This window comes from Nonomuraea sp. NPDC050227 (assembly GCF_044459705.1).
In the GTDB taxonomy this organism is placed as follows: domain Bacteria; phylum Actinomycetota; class Actinomycetes; order Streptosporangiales; family Streptosporangiaceae; genus Nonomuraea.
Genome location: NZ_JBITJF010000009.1, coordinates 123,124 through 140,467, shown reverse-complemented (window position 1 = coordinate 140,467; position 17,344 = coordinate 123,124). Strand labels below are relative to the sequence as shown.

12 protein-coding genes are annotated in these 17,344 nt (G+C 70.5%); 8 read left to right on the top strand and 4 right to left on the bottom strand.

The window, feature by feature from the left end; genetic code table 11:
- The first annotated feature begins 6 nt into the window (after positions 1–6).
- The 8 genes from ACIBK9_RS31960 (at position 7) to ACIBK9_RS31925 (ending at position 9,663) form a co-directional block, all read left to right on the top strand.
- Positions 7–1,335 (top strand): ABC transporter substrate-binding protein, encoded by a 1,329-nt coding sequence (locus tag ACIBK9_RS31960; protein WP_358283386.1) that lies wholly within the window; start codon positions 7–9, stop codon positions 1,333–1,335.
- 12 nt (positions 1,336–1,347) lie between these two features.
- The gene (locus ACIBK9_RS31955) at positions 1,348–2,721 is read left to right on the top strand and encodes an ABC transporter permease subunit (protein WP_387668065.1); all 1,374 of its coding nucleotides are present in this window, start codon (positions 1,348–1,350) and stop codon (positions 2,719–2,721) included.
- The gene (locus ACIBK9_RS31950; protein ID WP_397162442.1) at positions 2,718–3,617 is read left to right on the top strand and encodes a carbohydrate ABC transporter permease; all 900 of its coding nucleotides are present in this window, start codon (positions 2,718–2,720) and stop codon (positions 3,615–3,617) included. The genes ACIBK9_RS31955 and ACIBK9_RS31950 overlap by 4 nt, the downstream gene beginning before the upstream one ends.
- 82 nt (positions 3,618–3,699) lie before the next feature.
- The gene (locus tag ACIBK9_RS31945) at positions 3,700–5,073 is read left to right on the top strand and encodes a M1 family metallopeptidase (protein ID WP_397162441.1); all 1,374 of its coding nucleotides are present in this window, start codon (positions 3,700–3,702) and stop codon (positions 5,071–5,073) included.
- A 69-nt stretch (positions 5,074–5,142) separates the two neighbouring features.
- On the top strand, positions 5,143–5,820 hold the full coding sequence (locus tag ACIBK9_RS31940; protein WP_352320349.1) for a uracil-DNA glycosylase: 678 nt from the start codon (positions 5,143–5,145) through the stop codon (positions 5,818–5,820).
- Positions 5,821–5,830: 10 nt separating this feature from the next.
- Positions 5,831–6,160 carry a hypothetical protein gene (locus ACIBK9_RS31935; RefSeq protein ID WP_352320347.1) on the top strand — a complete coding sequence of 110 codons (330 nt, stop codon included), beginning with the start codon at positions 5,831–5,833 and terminating at the stop codon, positions 6,158–6,160.
- Between the two features lie 426 nt (positions 6,161–6,586).
- The gene (locus tag ACIBK9_RS31930; RefSeq protein WP_352320345.1) at positions 6,587–6,877 is read left to right on the top strand and encodes an MTH1187 family thiamine-binding protein; all 291 of its coding nucleotides are present in this window, start codon (positions 6,587–6,589) and stop codon (positions 6,875–6,877) included.
- A gap of 1,184 nt (positions 6,878–8,061) precedes the next feature.
- Complete coding sequence (locus tag ACIBK9_RS31925) at positions 8,062–9,663, top strand: FAD-dependent monooxygenase (protein WP_397162440.1); 1,602 nt, start codon at positions 8,062–8,064, stop codon at positions 9,661–9,663.
- Positions 9,664–9,778: 115 nt separating this feature from the next.
- Here the strand turns inward: ACIBK9_RS31925 and ACIBK9_RS31920 are convergent, their stop codons facing one another.
- The 4 genes from ACIBK9_RS31920 to glgX all read right to left on the bottom strand — a co-directional run bounded on the left by ACIBK9_RS31920 (position 9,779) and on the right by glgX (position 16,976).
- Positions 9,779–10,771, bottom strand: a complete 993-nt coding sequence (locus ACIBK9_RS31920; RefSeq protein WP_397162439.1) for a hypothetical protein — start codon at positions 10,769–10,771, stop codon at positions 9,779–9,781.
- 266 nt (positions 10,772–11,037) lie between these two features.
- Positions 11,038–12,750: a malto-oligosyltrehalose trehalohydrolase gene (gene treZ, locus ACIBK9_RS31915; RefSeq protein ID WP_397162438.1), complete on the bottom strand. Its 1,713-nt coding sequence runs from the start codon at positions 12,748–12,750 to the stop codon at positions 11,038–11,040.
- Positions 12,740–14,890: a malto-oligosyltrehalose synthase gene (treY, locus tag ACIBK9_RS31910; protein WP_397162437.1), complete on the bottom strand. Its 2,151-nt coding sequence runs from the start codon at positions 14,888–14,890 to the stop codon at positions 12,740–12,742. Before treY ends, treZ begins: the two co-directional genes overlap by 11 nt.
- On the bottom strand, positions 14,883–16,976 hold the full coding sequence (gene glgX / locus ACIBK9_RS31905) for a glycogen debranching protein GlgX (RefSeq protein WP_352349923.1): 2,094 nt from the start codon (positions 16,974–16,976) through the stop codon (positions 14,883–14,885). Before glgX ends, treY begins: the two co-directional genes overlap by 8 nt.
- Positions 16,977–17,344: the final 368 nt, after the last annotated feature.

Here is a 17,344-nt window from a genome sequence, read left to right as displayed (position 1 = left end):
CAAGCCATGCGTAAAGCCAGTGCAGCAGTAGTCCTGGCAGGGCTCGCGGTAGCCGTCGCCGCCTGCGGCAACGCCCCGACGACGACGACCCCCACCGCCTCGGAGTCGGCGCCGGCCAGTTCCGCCGCCGGCGCCAAGACGCTCGAAGGCGTCAAGCTGGAGGTCGCGGCCAAGTGGACCGGCGCGGAGCAGAAGAACTTCGAGCAGGTGCTCAAGGCCTTCTCCGACAAGACCGGCGCCACCGTCACCTACGCCTCCACGGGTGAGGACACCGGCGCCTACCTCGGCCCGCGCATCCAGGGCAAGAACCCGCCGGACGTCGCGATCCTGCCGCAGCCGGGTCTGGTGCAGCAGTACGCCAAGCAGGACGCGCTCAAGCCGCTGTCCGCCGAGGTCACCCAGGAGATCGACACCAACTACACGCCGTACTGGAAGGAGCTCGGCTCCGCCGACGGCAAGGTGTACGGCGTGCTCATCAAGGCCGCGCACAAGTCGCTGGTCTGGTACCGCTCCGAGGCGTTCGAGGAGGCCGGCGTCCAGGTGCCGACGACCTGGGACGAGCTGATCAAGGCCGGGCAGACCATCGCCGACTCCGGCACCCCGCCCTTCTCCCTCTGCGGCGCCTCCGGCTGGACGCTGACCGACCTGTTCGAGAACGTCTACCTGTCCAGCGCCGGCCCGGAGAACTACGACAAGCTCTCCAAGCACGAGATCCCGTGGACCGACGCCAGCGTCGCCACCGCCCTGGAGAAGATCGCGCAGATCGCGGGCAAGAAGGAGTTCGTGCTCGACGGCGCCTCCGGCGCGCTGCAGACCGACTTCCCGACCTGCGTGACCAAGGTCTACGGCAACAAGAAGGCCGCCATGGTCATCGAGGCCGACTTCGTCGCCACCCAGGCCACCCAGGACGGCGCCAAGGTCGGCGAGGGCGCCAAGTACTTCCCGTTCCCGAAGGCCGGCGACACCGCCCCGGTCGTGCTCGGCGGCGACGTGGCCGTGGTCATGAAGGACTCCCCCGGCGCGATGGCCCTGGTGCAGTTCCTGGCCTCCAAGGAGGGCGGCGAGATCTGGGCCAAGCTCCCCGGCTACCTGTCGCCCAACAAGAACGTCTCCCCCGACAACTACCCCGACGAGCTGACCAAGCAGCTCGGCCAGACGATCGTCTCCGCCGGCGACGCCGTCCGCTACGACATGTCGGACCTGGCCCCGAGCGCCTTCGGCGGCACCGACGGCAAGGGCGAGTGGAAGGTCCTCCAGGACTTCCTGCGCAACCCGAGCGACGTCAAGGGCGCCCAGGAGGCGCTCGAGGCCGAGGCCAAGAAGGCCTGGAAGTAAAGAGGTAAGGCCGTGACCGAACGGTTGGACGGCCCGGCGGCCCCGCCCGCGAAGATCGCGGGCGGGCCCTCCGCAGGACCGGCTGAAACCCCCCGTACGAGACGACGCCTCGGCCCATCGCCGGCGGTCGCCATCGCCTTCCTCCTGCCGGCGGCCCTGCTGCTCGGCGTCTGGGTGGTCTACCCCATCGTCTACTCCATCTTCCGCAGCCTGTTCGACGCCTCGGGCAGCGGGTTCGTGGGGCTGGGCAACTACGCCACGATCTTCAGCGACCAGGGCATGCTGGTCACGATCCGCAACAACCTCATCTGGGTGGTCGTGGCGCCGATCGTGGTCACCACGATCGGCCTGATCTTCGCGGTGCTGACCGAGCGCATCAAGTGGGCGACGGCGTTCAAGCTGATCGTGTTCATGCCGATGGCGGTCTCGCTGATGGCCGCGGGCGTCATCTTCCGCCTGGTGTACGAGGAGAGCCCCGACAAGGGCCTGGCCAACGCCGTGCTCACCACCGTGCACGACACGTTCTCCTCCTCCAAGGGCTACCCCGAGGCACGGCCGCGCGGCGGCGACGAGTCTCCCGTGACCGAGCAGAACGGCGCGGTCGTCACCAAGGAGCCCGCCCAGGCGGGCCGGCCGGTGCTGATCCCGATCGTCGGCGTCAAGCCGCAGACCATGCCGTCCAACGCCCAGACCGCTCGCGCCCCCTCGGGCGACGGCCTGTCGGGGACCGTCTGGTTCGACTTCACCCAGGGCGGTGGCGGCAAGAGCGGCGCGGTTGACCCGACGGAGAAGGGCCTGCCCGGCATCACCGTCGAGGCGGTCCAGAACGGCAAGGTGGCGGGCACCGCCACCACCGCCGACGACGGCACGTTCCGCTTCGACGGCCTGCCCGCGGGCTCCTACGTCGTACGGCTGCCGGAGTCGAACTTCCAGGCCAGCTACGGCGGCCTGACCTGGCTCGGCCAGACGCTCATCACGCCGGCGATCATCGGCGCGTTCGTCTGGGTGTGGGCCGGGTTCGCGATGGTGCTGATCGCCGCCGGCCTCGCCGCCATCCCGCGGGACGCCCTGGAGGCCGCCCGCATCGACGGCGCGACCGAGTGGCAGGTGTTCCGGCGGATCACCGTGCCGCTGCTGTCGCCGGTGCTGCTCGTCGTCTTCGTGACGATGATCATCAATACGCTGAAGGTCTTCGACCTGGTCTACATCATCGCGCCGGCCTCGGTTCAGCCGCAGTCGAACGTGGTCGCGCTGGAGATGTGGCGCGTGTCGTTCGGCGGCGGGAACAACCAGGGGCTCGGCAGCGCACTCGCGGTGTTCCTGCTCATCCTGGTCCTCCCCTTCATGATCATGAACATCCGCCGGTTCAGAAGGGAAGACACATGACGACCGCGACCGTGAACGCGTCTCACGGACTGGAGTCGGGCGCGCCGCGCAGGGGCGTGGCGAGCAGGATCGTGGACCGCCTCGGCGGCGGGGCCGTCCAGGTGATCATGATCGTGCTCGGCCTGTTCTGGCTGGTGCCGACGCTCGGCCTGCTGGTCGTCTCCCTGCGCACGGTGAAGGTGAACAACGCCGAGGGCTGGTGGACGATCTTCACCAAGCCCGCCGAGCTGACCCTGGCCAACTACAAGAACCTGCTGGCCAGCGGCTTCACCTCGTCGTTCTGGAACACGGTGGCCATCACCGTGCCGACCACGATCCTGGTGATCGGCATCGCGGCCATGGCGGCGTACGCGTTCGCGTGGATGGAGTTCCGCGGCCGGGACACGGCGTTCCTGGTCGTGGTGGGCCTGCTGATCGTGCCGATCCAGATCGCGCTGATCCCCGTCGCCGCCTTCTACGGCGGTGTCGGGATCTTCGGCACGATCCCCGGCGTGGTGCTGTTCCACACGGCGTTCGGCCTGCCGTTCGCCATCTTCCTGCTGCGCAACTTCTTCGTCGGCATCCCGGCCTCGCTCCTGGAGGCGGCCAGGATGGACGGCGCACCCGAGTGGAAGATCTTCGCCCAGGTCGTGTTCCCGCTGGGCAAGCCGGCCATCGCCTCGCTGGGGATCTTCCAGTTCCTGTGGGTGTGGAACGACATGCTCATCGCGCTCGTGTTCGCCAACACCGACAACCAGCCGATGACCAAGGCCCTGCAGTCTCAGATGCGGCAGTTCGGATCGAACGTCGACATCCTCTCCTCTGGGGCGTTCCTGTCACTGATCATCCCGCTGGTGCTGTTCTTCGCCTTCCAGCGGTACTTCGTCCAGGGCATGATGGCCGGTTCCGTCAAGTAGGCCATTCCCGGCGGGCGCCCGCCTCCCGAGGGGGGCAGGCGGGCGCCCGTAACACGTCCTTCCGGACCTCCGATGATTGTTCATGAAGCGTCTTCTCGCCCTCGCCGCAGCAGCCTTCATCTCCCTCCCCCTCACCCCCGCCGCCGCGCTCGGCGGCACCCCGGGCTCGCCCGGGGCGGGCGACCCGTACTTCCCCGGTCAGGGGAACGGCGGCTACGACGCCGGCCACTACGCCCTCGCCCTCGACTACGAGCCCTCCTCCAACGTCCTGACCGGCGTCGCCACCGTCAACGCCCGCGCCACCCAGGCGCTCAGCCGCTTCGACCTCGACCTGTCCGGCTCGCTGTCCGTACGCTCGGTCACCGTGGACGGCCGGCCCGCCGCCTTCACCCGCAGCGGCGACGAACTGGTCGTCACCCCCGCCGCCGCGCTCGCCTCCGGGCAGGGCTTCTCCGTCGTCGTCCGGTACGACGGCAGGCCCACCCACGTCCTCGACCCCGACGGCTCCAGGGACGGCTGGATCAGGACCAGCGACGGCGTCTTCAACGCCAACGAGCCGCAGGGCGCGATGACCTGGTACCCCGGCAATCATCACCTGTCGGACAAGGCGACGTACCGGTTCTCGGTCACCGTGCCCAGCACCAGGGTCGCGGTGGCCAACGGCGACCTGGTGGCCAGGACGTCGGCCGGCGGCCGGACCACCTACGTGTGGGACGCCCGCGAGCCCATGGCCAGTTATCTGGCCACCGTGTCGATCGGCAAGTTCCAGCTCACCGACACCAGGTCCGGCGGCTACCGGGTGATCACCGCCGTGGACCCCAAACTCGCCGGCACGGCGACGGACTTCGCCGCCCGTCACGCCCCCGTCCTGGACTATTTCAGCTCGCTCTTCGGCCCGTACCCCTTCTCCTCCACCGGCGGGATCGTGGACCACGAGCCGAACGTCGGCTACGCCCTGGAGACCCAGACCCGGCCCATCTACCCCGTGGTGCCCGGCGAGTCGCTGCTCGCGCACGAGCTGGCCCACCAGTGGTTCGGCGACTCGGTGACGCCCACCTTATGGCGGGACATCTGGCTGAACGAGGGCTTCGCGACGTACGCGGAATGGCTCTGGCTGGAGAAGATCGGCAGCCGTACGGTGCAGACGTCCTTCGACGGCGTCTACGCCAGGCCCGCCGACGACGAGTTCTGGCAGACGCCCACCGCCGACCCCGGCGGCGCCGCCGCGCTCTTCCACGACCCCGTCTACGACCGCGGCGCGGCGACCCTGCACGTCCTGCGCCGAACCGTCGGCGACAACGCGTTCTTCACGATCCTGCGCACCTGGGCGAACGACCACAAGTACGGCAACGCCGACACCGCCGCCTTCGTCGCCCTGTCCGAACGCGTGTCCGGCAGGCAGCTCGACGCCCTCTTCGACGCCTGGCTCTTCCAGCCCGGCAAGCCGTCGTTGTGATCATTCCGGTACGGCCTGCGCGTCCGTTTGGGCGGCAAGCCGTACCAGACCTAGATAAGCTTCACGGCCATGGCCGGTCGTCCTTTGCATGAAGTCGTCGAAGCCGGATGGGCTCAGGCTCTTGAGCCCGTATCCGAGCAGATCTCCTTGATGGGTGAGTTCCTGCGCAACGAGATCGCCGAGGGCAGGCAGTACCTGCCCGCGGGCCCCAACGTCCTGCGCGCGTTCAACCAGCCCTTCGACGACGTCAGGGTGCTGATCGTGGGTCAGGACCCCTACCCCACGCCCGGCCACCCCGTCGGGTTGTCGTTCTCGGTGGCGCCCGAGGTGCGGCCGATACCCGGGAGCCTGCTCAACATCTACAAGGAGATGGAGTCCGACCTCGGCCTCCCCCGCCCCGCCAACGGCGACCTGACCCCGTGGGCCGAGCAGGGCGTGCTGCTGCTCAACAGGGTCCTGACCGTCATGCCCGGCAAGCCCGCCTCCCACCGGGGCAAGGGCTGGGAGCAGGTCACCGAGCAGGCCATCCGCGCCCTCGTGGCCCGCGACAAGCCGATGGTCGCCATCCTGTGGGGCCGCGACGCCCGCAACCTGGCGCCCATGCTCGGCAGCGTGCCGCGCATCGAGTCGGCGCACCCGTCCCCGCTGTCGGCGCGCAGCGGCTTCTTCGGCTCGCGGCCGTTCAGCCGCGCCAATGAGCTGCTCACCCAGCAAGGCGCCGCACCTGTCGAGTGGAAGCTGCCCTAGCATCGTCGCCATGAGTGATGAACCGAAATACCTGCGCCTTACGGTCGAGCTGACCGTGGAGGTGCTCGACGTGAACGCGCTGCAGGCGGCGGCGCTGGCCGAGATCCGGCATCCCGACGCCGACCTCAGCGACGAGGAGCGCTCCGAGCAGGCCGACCTCGTCAACTCCGACGAGACCGGCGCCTCGGCGCTGCAGTGGCTGATCGAGCCGGACCACGTGCTGCAGCTCGTGGACCACATCACCGAGATCGAGCCGCGTGAGGCCGTTCTCGGGGTGGAGCCGTCCGAGGGGCCGAGCGAGGACGAGGACGAGGACCACCACGACCACGACCACGCGTGACCTCTCGCACGTGACGTGGTGTGGCGCGTGACGTGGTGTGGCGCGTGACGTGGTGTGGCGCGTGACGTGACGTACGCCGACCGGCCACGGCGCCCCACCGCGCCGCGGCTCCGACGTACGCCGACGGGCCACGACGCCCCGCCCAGGTGGCGACTCCGACGTACGGCGATCAGCCACGACGCCTCATCGCGTCGTGACCTGCGACGTACGCCGACCGGCCACGGCGCCCATCGCGTCGTGACCTGCGACGTGCGGCGACCGGCCACGGCGCTCCATCCGCGCCGCGGCTCCGTCGTACGGCGCCCATCATGTCGTCACCTCTGACGTACGGCGATCAGCCACGGCGCCCCACCCGCGTCGTGGCTCTTCGCCCCGGTTACGATCGTCTCGTCCGGGCTCTTTCCGTTCTCCGAGGGATCTGTCGCCATGATCGTGGCCTTCTCCATCACCCCGCTGGGCGTCGGCGAAGGGGTCGCCGAACCGGTCGCCCGCGCCGTCAAGGTGGTCCGCGAGAGCGGCCTGCCCAACCGCACGGACGCGATGTTCACCACGATCGAGGGCGAGTGGGACGAGGTCATGGACGTCGTCAGGCGCGCGGTGGACGCCGTCTCCGAGGTCGCCCCGAGAGTCAGCCTGGTCCTCAAGGCCGACCTGCGCCCGGGCGTGACGGACGGCATGACCACCAAACTCCAAAGCCTCGAACGCCACCTCCCCTGACCCACCTCACCCACGCAGGGGAACTCTCGGCCGCACCCGCGTACCGTGAAGCCCACGATCTGCGGATGCCGGCTGAGCACGCAGCTGGGCACACGGTGAGGAACCTCCCACAGTCGAATGTGGCGAGGAACCCCGTAGGGGCACGCGGCGCGCAACCATCCCGTCGCGGACACACAGCGGGAAGCCCCGCAGCCGGCACGCAACGCGCATCCCCCATGGCGGGCACAGGGCAGCAAACCTCCCGTGGCGGACACGTGACGAGGAGCCCCCCAGCGGGCACGCAACGCGCAGCCCCCACGGCGGGCACAAGGCAGGAAACCTCCCGTAGCGGGCACATGGGTGAAGGGCCTCGCAGCGCACATGCGGCACGCAGCCTCTGCGGCGCACACATGGCGCGGAGCCGTCCATGGCGAGACGTGGCGAAGGACCGCGCAGCAGGCATGCGGCGCGCGCCCGTCCCGTAGCGGACATATGGCACGGAGCCGTCCATAGCGGGGGCGTGGCGAGGAGCCGTGCAGTACGACGTGGCGCACAGCCCTCCGCATAGCGGGCACATGGTCGAGGCGGACACATGGTCGAGGCGGACGCCCGGCGCACAACCCCCACGGCGGTCACAGGGCTCGGAGCCCCCAGTGGCGGGCGCGTGGCGCGGAGCCGCGCAGCGGGCGCGTGGCGCGGAGCCGCGCAGCGGGCACGCGGCGCGCAGCCCCCACGGCCGGCACAGGGCAGGAAGCCTCCCGTAGCCGGCATGTGATGAGGAGCCCTGTAGCAGGCACGCCGCGCAGCGCCCCTGCGGCGGACACATGGCGCAGAGCCCTTGTAGCGGACACGTAGCCCGGAGCCCCCCGTAGCGGACACTAGCCCGGAGCCCCATAGCGGACACGTAGCCGGGAGCCCTCGTAGCCGAGCATGGCGAGTAATCCCGTAGCGGGTACGTGGCGCCGAAGGTTGGATTCAAGCGCGACTGCTCGGCCTTCTGGTGATGTCGGTGTTGCGCGGCTTGCGAGCGGGGCGGGCAGCGGCCGTTTGGCCTCGCGCCCAGGCGGCGGCGCGCTCCTTTCGGGGACGGCAGAGCTCCGATGAATGACGGGATTCGCGATATGTCTTGACCGTCTCCGCAAACGCGACATATCGTGTCGCTTGATCGGAGAACGCGATACTACTCGTGCCCGGAGGTGGAGGCAATGAGACAAGAGCGAGTGCCCGTGCTGGTGGTCGGCGGCGGGTACGCGGGCCTGAGCGCTGCCGCGCTGCTGGCGTGGCGCGAGGTGCCCGTCATTCTGGTCGAGCGGCACCCGAGCACGTCCATCCAGCCCAAGGCGTTCGGCATGGGACCGCGAGCCGTCGAGCTGCTGCGGCCGCTGCCGGGGATCGAGCAGACGTTCGCCGACATCTGGATCGGCATCGGCGACTCCATGCGCATCGCGATCGCCAAGACGCTGGCCGACCCCGATCCGCAGATGATCTTCGAGGACACGGGTGAGTTCGACGCCCTGGCCGACCTCACCCCCGTGCCCCGCGTGGGCGCCCCCCAGTCGGAGGTCGAGCGGGTACTGCGCGCCTACGCCGACGAGCTCGGCGCCGACCTGCGTTTCTCCACCGAGCTGATCTCCCTCGACCAGGACGACGACGGCGTCACCGCCGTGATCCGCGCCGCCGACGGCGAGGAGAGCGTCGTACGGGCCGACTACGTGGTGGCGGCCGACGGCCACCGGAGCCCGCTGCGTGAGCGGCTGGCCGTGCCCACCTCCGGCAGGGGCGACCTGGTGCAGATGCGCTCGATCATGTTCGACGCCGATCTGACCGGCCTGGTGAACGAGCGCGAGGTCATCGTCTGGTACCTCCACAACGACACGTTCACCGGCGTCATCGTGACCGGCACGGGCGTCGGCGCGCACGTGCTCGGCATCAACCAGAACCCTTCCCCGGACGGCGGCGCAGACGCCCTCACCGAGGAACGCTGTGTCGAGCTCATCCGCGCCGGAACCGGCATCCCGGACCTGGACGTGCAGGTGCTGGACACGGCGACGTTCAGCCTGGCGCACGTCGTGGCCGACACCTTCCGCGCCGGACGCGTCTTCTTCGCCGGCGACGCCGCCCACACCATGCCGCCCACCGGCGGCCAGGGCGGCAGCACCGCCCTCCAGGACGGCTGCGACATCGCCTGGCGCCTCTGGCTGGTGCTCAGCGGGCAGGCCGGCCCCGGCTTCCTGGACACCTACGACGCCGAACGCCGCCCGATCGGCGCCCTGACCGCCGACGCCCAGCTCGCCAACCTCAGCGTGCGGATGCCCGTGGACGAGCGCTCCGACTACCCCGAGCCCCTGGAGGATTTCCTGCAGGCGATGCTCGGTTACCGGTACCACTCCGCCGCCGTCCTGGAGGAGCCCGGCGACGACGGCTCGCTCCTGGAGGACCCTCGCGTCCCGAGCGGCCGGCCCGGCAGCCGTGCCCCGCACGTCGTGCTCGACTGGGAGGGGCAGCGCATCTCGACCATCGACCTGTTCGGCTCGGGTTTCGTCCTGCTGGCCGACAAGTGCGGCGGCCAGGTCTGGATGGACGCCGGCCGCGTGGTCAAGGAGCGCCTGGGCGTGCAGCTCACCCGCATCCTGGTGGACGACGAGCTGGTGGACGTGGAGGGCCGCTGGCGGGAACGGTACGGGGTGCGGGAAGGCGGCGCCGTCCTGGTGCGGCCCGACGGGTACGTGGCCTGGCGCGCCCCTCGCCCCACGTCGGACCCCATGTCCACGCTCGACCAGGCCCTCACCCGGATCCTGCACCGCTGACCACCTGCCTTTCGCCGGACCGGGCCCGATGGCCTTCGACGGGGTCGTGAAACGTGCGCATGAGCGGGAGGCACGTACGTGCTCCATGGGTCTGGCCGTCTCGCGGGGGCGGGGGTCAGGCGGCGAGGGCCGGGCGTGCGGGGTGGTCGGCGGAGGTCAGGTCGAGGCTGGCGGCGGCGCACAGCCAGTCGTTGACCGAGCCGGTGGAGCCGGACGGCGGCCCCACCTTGAGACAGGTGAGCCGGCCGCTGCCGGGGGCGGGGCCCACCTTCAGGCGGCGGATGGCGCCCGAGCTACCCGGCTCGCCAAGGCCGGCGAGGTCCGCGAGGTCCGCGAGGTCGGCGTCGCACGGGGTCAGCCGTACGCCGAACGGCGGGACGCCCCGGAGGGCGCCGGACGGCTGGATCCGCAGGAGGTCGTCGATCTCGTGGCAGCTGGCCAGCGGGTGCACCCGCAGGTGGGCGAGCTGGTCGGCGACCAGGCGATGGGCCACCGATCGGAGGAGGGCGGTCGCGCAGAGGCTGTGGGCGCAGGCGGCGCCGTCGAGGGTGATCTCCGGGAGCGCGAAGCGGCGCAGGCCGCGCGAGGTGACGCGCAGGCAGTCGCAGGCGGCCGTCTCGGACGGGTCCCACGGCGGACAGGTGGCGTCGTCGCGCATCTGCACGTCCCAGGTGAGCCAGTCGTCGCCGAGGCGGAAGTCTTCCGGCTCGCCCGGCGACCTCGGGCAGGCGGGCACGGCCGAGGCTGTGGACGGGTCGATCAGCAGGCCGTCGCACTGGCGGGCGAGGGCGCGGGCGACGGCTCTGGCTGTCTGGGCGTTGCCGGGCAGGCGGCGTGGAGGCGCGGTGGTGGACACCAGCACGTGTTGCCCGGCCCGGCGCAGCCGCCGCCGTTCGTCGCCCGTGAGGGTGAGGCCGGCCGGTCGCCAGGGGGCGGGGACATGGGTGACGGTCAGGGACGGCGGGGTGTCGAGCGCGTCACGGGCCGCCTTCCGGTACGGCGCGGGGACGCGCCAGGGCACGAAGGTGTCGACGTCGAACGGCAGGTGCTCCACGGCTACGACGAACAGTGAGGTCAGCATGGCGGGGAGCGGCAGAACGATCTTCATGAGGTGCCTCGCCTTCGAAAACGTGGTGAGGCACCCAGGATCCGGAACCGGGCCGGCCGCGGTGCGGCCGAACCCGGTTCTGGGGACGAACCCGCCGACCGGCCCCCACCCTGTGGACAACCACCGGGGAGGTGAAGGCCGGGCATTCCGGGGGTGGCGAGGGGCTGGCCGGGGAGGCGGAGAGCGTCCGGTCAGGGGGGCGAGCGCCGGGGAGGCGGAGAGCGTCCGGTCAGGGGGGCGAGCGCCGGGGAGGCGGAGACGTTCGGTCAGGGGGTGGTGCGGGTGATGGCGAGGGTTTGGCCGGGGAGGCGGAGGCCGTCGGGGCCCGCGGCGACCGGGTCGTCCGAGGCCAGGAGGAGGGTGGCGCCCGCCGGCGGCAACGTCAGCGTCTCCGGGGAGAAGTTGACGCTGACGCACACCGTCCCGCGCCACATGACCAGCCACCTGCCCTCCGGATCGGCCTCCACCCGCACCCGGTCCAGCCGCGGATCCGACAGCTCGGGCAGCGCCTTGCGCAGCGCGATGAGGTCCCTGTACCAGCACAGCAGGGACCAGTTCTCCTCCTCCTTCAGCTCGCTCCAGTCCAGCTTGGAACGGAGGAACGCCTCCTCGTCGGACGGGTTCGGCGCGTCCCAGGCGTACCCGAAGCCGTCGAACTCGCGCTCGCGCCGCGTCCCCTCGCTCTCCCGCAGCTCGGGCTCCACGTGGTCGGAGAAGAACAGGAACGGCGTGCCGGCCCCCCACTCCTCCCCCATGAACAACATCGGCGTGAACGGCGAGGTCAGCAGCAAACCGGCCCCGAGCCTGAGTGCGGACACGGGCAGGCGGTCGCCGCCGGGCCGGTTGCCGATCTGGTCGTGGTTCTGCAGGCAGGCGACCAGCCGGTGGCCGGGCACGCCGGTGAAGGGCTGCCCGTGCGCCCGGTCGCGGAAGCTGGAGTAGCCGCCGTCGTGCAGCACGCCCCGGGTCAGCACCCGGGCCAGCGCCGACGGGTCGGCGAAGTCCTCGTAGTAGCCGTGGCTCTCGCCGCTCACGGCGGTGTGCAGGGCGTGGTGGACGTCGTCGTTCCACTGCGCGGTCATCCCGAGGCCGCCGGCCTCCAGCGGGCGTACCATGCGCGGGTCGTTGAGGTCGGACTCGGCGATCAGCGACAGCGGCCGGCCGAGCGAGCAGGCCAGCGCGTCGACCTCCTCCGACAGCTCGGCCAGCAGGTGGCGGGCGCGCCTGTCGTGCAGCGCGTGGACGGCGTCCAGCCGCAGCCCGTCGACGTGATAGTCGCGCAGCCACTGGACGGCGTTGCCGACGAAGTACCGGCGGACCTCGTCGGACCCCGGCCCGTCCAGGTTGACCGCTTCGCCCCAATAGCTACCAGCAAAGCCGGAAAAATACGGACCAAAGGGGTGGAGGAAGTTGCCCGATGGCCCCAGGTGGTTGTAGACCACGTCCAGGATGACGCCGATCCCGGCCCGGTGGCACGCGTCCACGAACGACTTCAGCCCGTCGGGCCCGCCGTACGTCTCGTTGACCGCGTAGAGGTCGACGCCGTCGTACCCCCAGTTGCGCCCGCCGGGGACGGGGGCGACCGGCATGATCTCCACGAAGTCCACGCAGAGCTCGACCAGGTGCTCCAGCCGCTCGATCGCCGCGGCGAACGTCCCCTCGCCGGTGAACGTGCCGACGTGCAGCTCGTAGATCACCGAACCGCGCAGGTCGCGGCCCTTCCAGTCGTGGTCGGACCAGGTGAAGCGGTCGTGCTCGTAGACCGCGCTCGGCCCGAACACCCCCTCGGGCTGCCGCCGGGAGCGCGGGTCGGGGTAGGGCCCGCCGCCGTCGAGGACGAAGGCGTACCTGGTGCCGTGGCCGGCCTCGGCGACCTCGGCCCACCACCAGCCTCTCTCCCCCTGGGACATCGGCCGGCGTCCGTCCAGAACGTCGACCTCGACAGCCGTGGCCTTCGGTGCCCAGACCTCAAAGATCATGTCGCTCCAGCAGTGAGACGGGGTACTGATCGAGCAGCCGGGCCAGCGGAACCGTCCCCGAGTGCGGCTCGCCGGTGAGCAGGTCGCGCCAGGATCCGCCGGGCAGCGTCAAGGTGGTGTCGCCCCACACCGAGTGGCCGGCGACCGCGGAGCGGCGCGCGAGGCGTACCGGCAGCCTGGTGGCGACCGCCACCGCCCGCGGGCCTTCGCCCCGGGCGAAGGCGATCGCGTGCTCGGCCGCCTCCCCCTCCGCCCGCAGCGGCAGGTACGGCGCCGCGCCCCCGAGCCGCCTGCGCAGCCGCAACGCCTGCGTCGTGACCAGGAGCTTGGCGGCGTCCCAGGAGGTCTCGGGCTTGCGCGGGTACGTCACGGGCCGCCGGTTGTCCGGATCGACCAGCGAGAAGTCGGTGGTCTCGTTGCCCTGGTACACGTCGGGCACCCCGGGCATCATCAGCTGCACCAGCTTGGCCCCGAGCGAGTTCGACATCGCGAACGGCTCGATGCGCTCGGTGAACTCCTCCACCGGCAGCCGCACGGCGGCCTGCGCGAACTCCCGCAGCCGCCGCTCGTAGCCGGCGTCGGGACGTACCCACGAGATCGCGGTCTTGGCCTCGCGAGCCGCCTTGAGCAGGTAGTCGGTGAAGCGTTCCGCGGAGATCGGCCAGGCGGCCATGAGGTTCTGCCAGGCCAGGTAGTCGAGATGGGGGTCGAAGGAGAGCTCCCGCGACCACTCCGACACCACGGACGCCCACTCCCGCGGCATCTCCGACAACACCGACAACCGGGCCCGCACGTCCTCCGACCGCTTGGTGTCGTGGGTGGACAGGGTCGTCATCGTGTATGGGGACATCTCCCCGCAGAAGTCGTGGAACTCCTCGACCGACACGCCGAACGCGTCCGGCTCGCCGCCCACCTCGTTGAGGCACGACAGCGGGAACCACCGGTACAGCGCGGTGTCCTCCACGCCCTTGGCCATGACCGGGCCGCACGTCTGCTGGAAGCGCACGATCGCCTCCGGCGAGCCGTACAGGACCTCCCGGACGAGCGGCCGCACGGCGGGCGAGCACTCGGCGGCGGCCAGCTCGACGATCTCCACCGACTCGGGCGGCGGTTCCTCCCCCGGCACCAGGTACGCCCGGTAGAGCGGCATCGCGGCCAGCAGCTCCGACACCGCGGCGGGTGCGCAGCCGGTGACCCTGGCCAGCCGGTCGATCTCCGCCCCGAAGAACAGGTCGAGCACCTCGCGCTTGGCCTGCGTCATCACCGGACGGTACTCGTCGGGCTGCCCGGTCAGCTCGCTGAACAGCCGGACCAGCGGCTCCTTGCCCGAGGGGTCGACGAACAGGCCGTTGACCCGGTTGAGCACCTCGTAGCCGGTCGTGCCGTCGCAGGCCCAGTCGGGCTGTAGCCGCTCGGGGCCGATGAGGATCTTCTCCACGACCGTCCAGGGGCCGCCGGTCCGCTCACGCAGCCGGTCGAGGTAGCCGCGGGGGTCGGCCAGGCCGTCGGGGTGGTCGATGCGCAACCCGTCGACCAGGCCCTCGTCGAGCAGCCAGAAGATCACCTCGTGCGTGGCGGACAACACCGCCGGGTCCTCCACGCGCAGCCCGATCAGCGAGGAGACGTCGAAGAAGCGCCGGTAGCCGGGGCCCTCCCGCCAGTCGACCAGCCGGTAGTGGCCCGGGTGGGGGAAGGCGTGCTCGTGGTAGCGCAGGACGTCGCCGTCGACCACGGGCTCGGTGTCGTCGCCGAGCACCGGCAGCGCCACCTTCCCCTCCACCCACTCGATGTCGAACCAGTTCGCGTACGGCGAGGCGGGCCCGTCCTTGAGCACCGACCAGAACTGGGCGTTCATCGTGTTCATGTGGTTGGGCACGATGTCGATGACGATGCCCAGGTCGTGCGCGGCCAGTTCCTGGGCCATCTCGCGGAAGCCGGTGGCCCCGCCGAACTCCTCCCTGATCCTGGAGTGGTCGACGACGTCGTAGCCGTGCCGCGAGCCGGGCGTGGCCTGCAGCACCGGCGACAGGTAGACGTGGCTGACGCCGAGGTCGCGCAGGTAGCCGGCGATCTCGGCGACCTGCGCGAAACCGAAGTCGGGGGTGAGCTGCACCCGGTACGTCGAGGCCGGCCTAGACACGGCGCAGTACCCGCACGCTGCGTCCGGGGACCTCGATCGCCTCGCCCGCGCGCACCATCCGCACGTCGAGCCTGATGGGCATCGCGGTGTCGATCTCGGTGTGCCACATCTCGCCGTAGTCCTGGGGGATCGTGAACTTGATCGTGTCGTGGTGGGCGTTGAACAGCAGCAGGAAGGAGTCGTCCCGGATCGGGCGGCCGCGTCGGTCGGGCTCGGTGATGGCGTCGCCGTTGAGGAAGACGGCCAGCGACTTGGCGTAGCCGACGTTCCAGTCGCTGTCGGTCATCTCCTCCCCGGACGGGGTGAGCCAGGCGATGTCGCTCAGCCCGCGGACCGGCCTGCCGTAGAAGAACCTCCTGCGCCGGAAGACCGGATGCTTCTTCCGCAGCGCCGCGAGCTCCTGGGTGAACTCCAGCAGCAGCCAGTTCTCCCTGATGTCGGACCAGTCGACCCAGGTCAGCTCGTTGTCCTGGCAGTAGCCGTTGTTGTTGCCCTTCTGGGTGCGGCCCAGCTCGTCGCCGTGCGAGAGCATCGGCACGCCCTGCGACAGGAACAACGTGGTGAGGAAGTTGCGTTTCTGCTGCTCGCGCAGCGACTCGATGGCCAGGCTCGCCGGGCCCTCCTCGCCGCAGTTCCACGACCGGTTGTCGTCGGTGCCGTCGCGGTTGCCCTCTTTGTTCGCCTCGTTGTGCTTGTCGTTGTACGCGACGAGATCCTGCAGGGTGAAGCCGTCGTGGCAGGTCACGAAGTTGATGGAGGCGGCCGGGCGGCGGCTGTCGTCCTTGTACAGGTCGCTGGACCCGGTCAGGCGGGAGCCGAACTCGGGCAGCGTGGCGGCCTGCCCGCGCCACAGGTCGCGGATCGTGTCGCGGTAGCGGCCGTTCCACTCGGTCCAGCGCGAGGGGAAGTTGCCGACCTGGTAGCCGCCGGGGCCGACGTCCCAGGGCTCGGCGATGAGCTTGACCTGCGACAACACCGGGTCCTGCTGCACCAGGTCGAAGAACGCGCTCAGCCGGTCGACCTCGTGCAGCTCGCGGGCGAGGGTGGAGGCGAGGTCGAAGCGGAACCCGTCGACGTGCATCTCGATGACCCAGTAGCGGAGCGAGTCCATGATCATCTGGAGGACGTGCGGGGAGCGCATGAGCAGGCTGTTGCCCGTGCCGGTGGTGTCGACGTAGTAGCGCTTGTCGTTCTCGACCAGGCGGTAGTAGTTGCTGTTGTCGATGCCCCTGAACCCCAGCGTCGGCCCCAGGTGGTTGCCCTCGGCGGTGTGGTTGTAGACGACGTCGAGGATGACCTCGATGCCCGCCTCGTGCAGGCTGCGCACCATCGCCTTGAACTCCAGCACCTGCCCGCCGCGCTGCCCGGTGCTGGAGTAGCGGTTGTGCGGGGCGAAGAAGCCGATGGAGTTGTAGCCCCAGTAGTTGGACAGGCCGCGCTGCTCCAGGATGTGGTCGGTGACGAACTGGTGCACCGGCATCAGCTCCAGCGCCGTCACGCCGAGCTTGGTGAGGTGGTCGAGGATCTCGGGGTGGCCGAGCGCCGCGTACGTGCCGCGCAGGTGCTTGGGGATCTTGGGATGGCTTATCGTCAGCCCGCGCACGTGGGCCTCGTAGATCACCGTGTCGTGGTACGGCGTCGCCGGCGGCCGGTCGTGCCCCCACCCGAAGAACGGGTTGATCACGATGGACCGCGGCACGTACGGGGAGGAGTCGGCGTCGTTGCGCGTGTCCGGCTGGCCGAACCGGTAGCCGTAGACCGCCTCGTGCCAGTCGACGCCGCCCTCGATCGCCATCGCGTACGGGTCGAGCAGCAGCTTGTTGGGGTTGCAGCGCAGCCCGCGCGCCGGCTCGTACGGCCCGTGCACGCGGTAGCCGTAACGCTGGCCGGGGCCGATGCCCGGCAGGTAACCGTGCCAGATGAACCCGTCGACCTCCGTGAGCGGCACCCGCGACTCGACGTTGTCCTCGTCGAACAGGCACAGCTCCACCGCCTGGGCGACCTCGGTGTAGAGCGAGAAGTTCGTGCCCGCGCCGTCGTACGTCGCCCCGAGAGGATAGGGGTCTCCAGGCCAGATCTCGATCATCGAGGCTCCCTTGCGGTCTCTCCCCATGTTCCGTTCCCCCGGTCCGCCGGACAAGGCCACCCTGTTCCTTCCCACGCGTCCGTCCGGAATACTCCGAAAAATCGAGTGAGCCGCCTCCGACGGCGCGGTGTCGAAGGCGGCTCACGTGTTCGGCCCGGTGGGGGGTGCGGCGAGGTTCACGGATCCGGTGCGCGGCCCCCGCGCACCGGATCCGCACCCGCGATCGGGCGACGCGACGCTGCGTCCCCGATCCCCCGCGATCAGGACGGTCGATCCTCGCTCTGGCAGGAGCGAACGATCGTCGCAGCCGGGCCGACGAGCCCCCGTCGGCCCAGCCTTATGTGACGGACGGCCTCTGGTGAGCCATC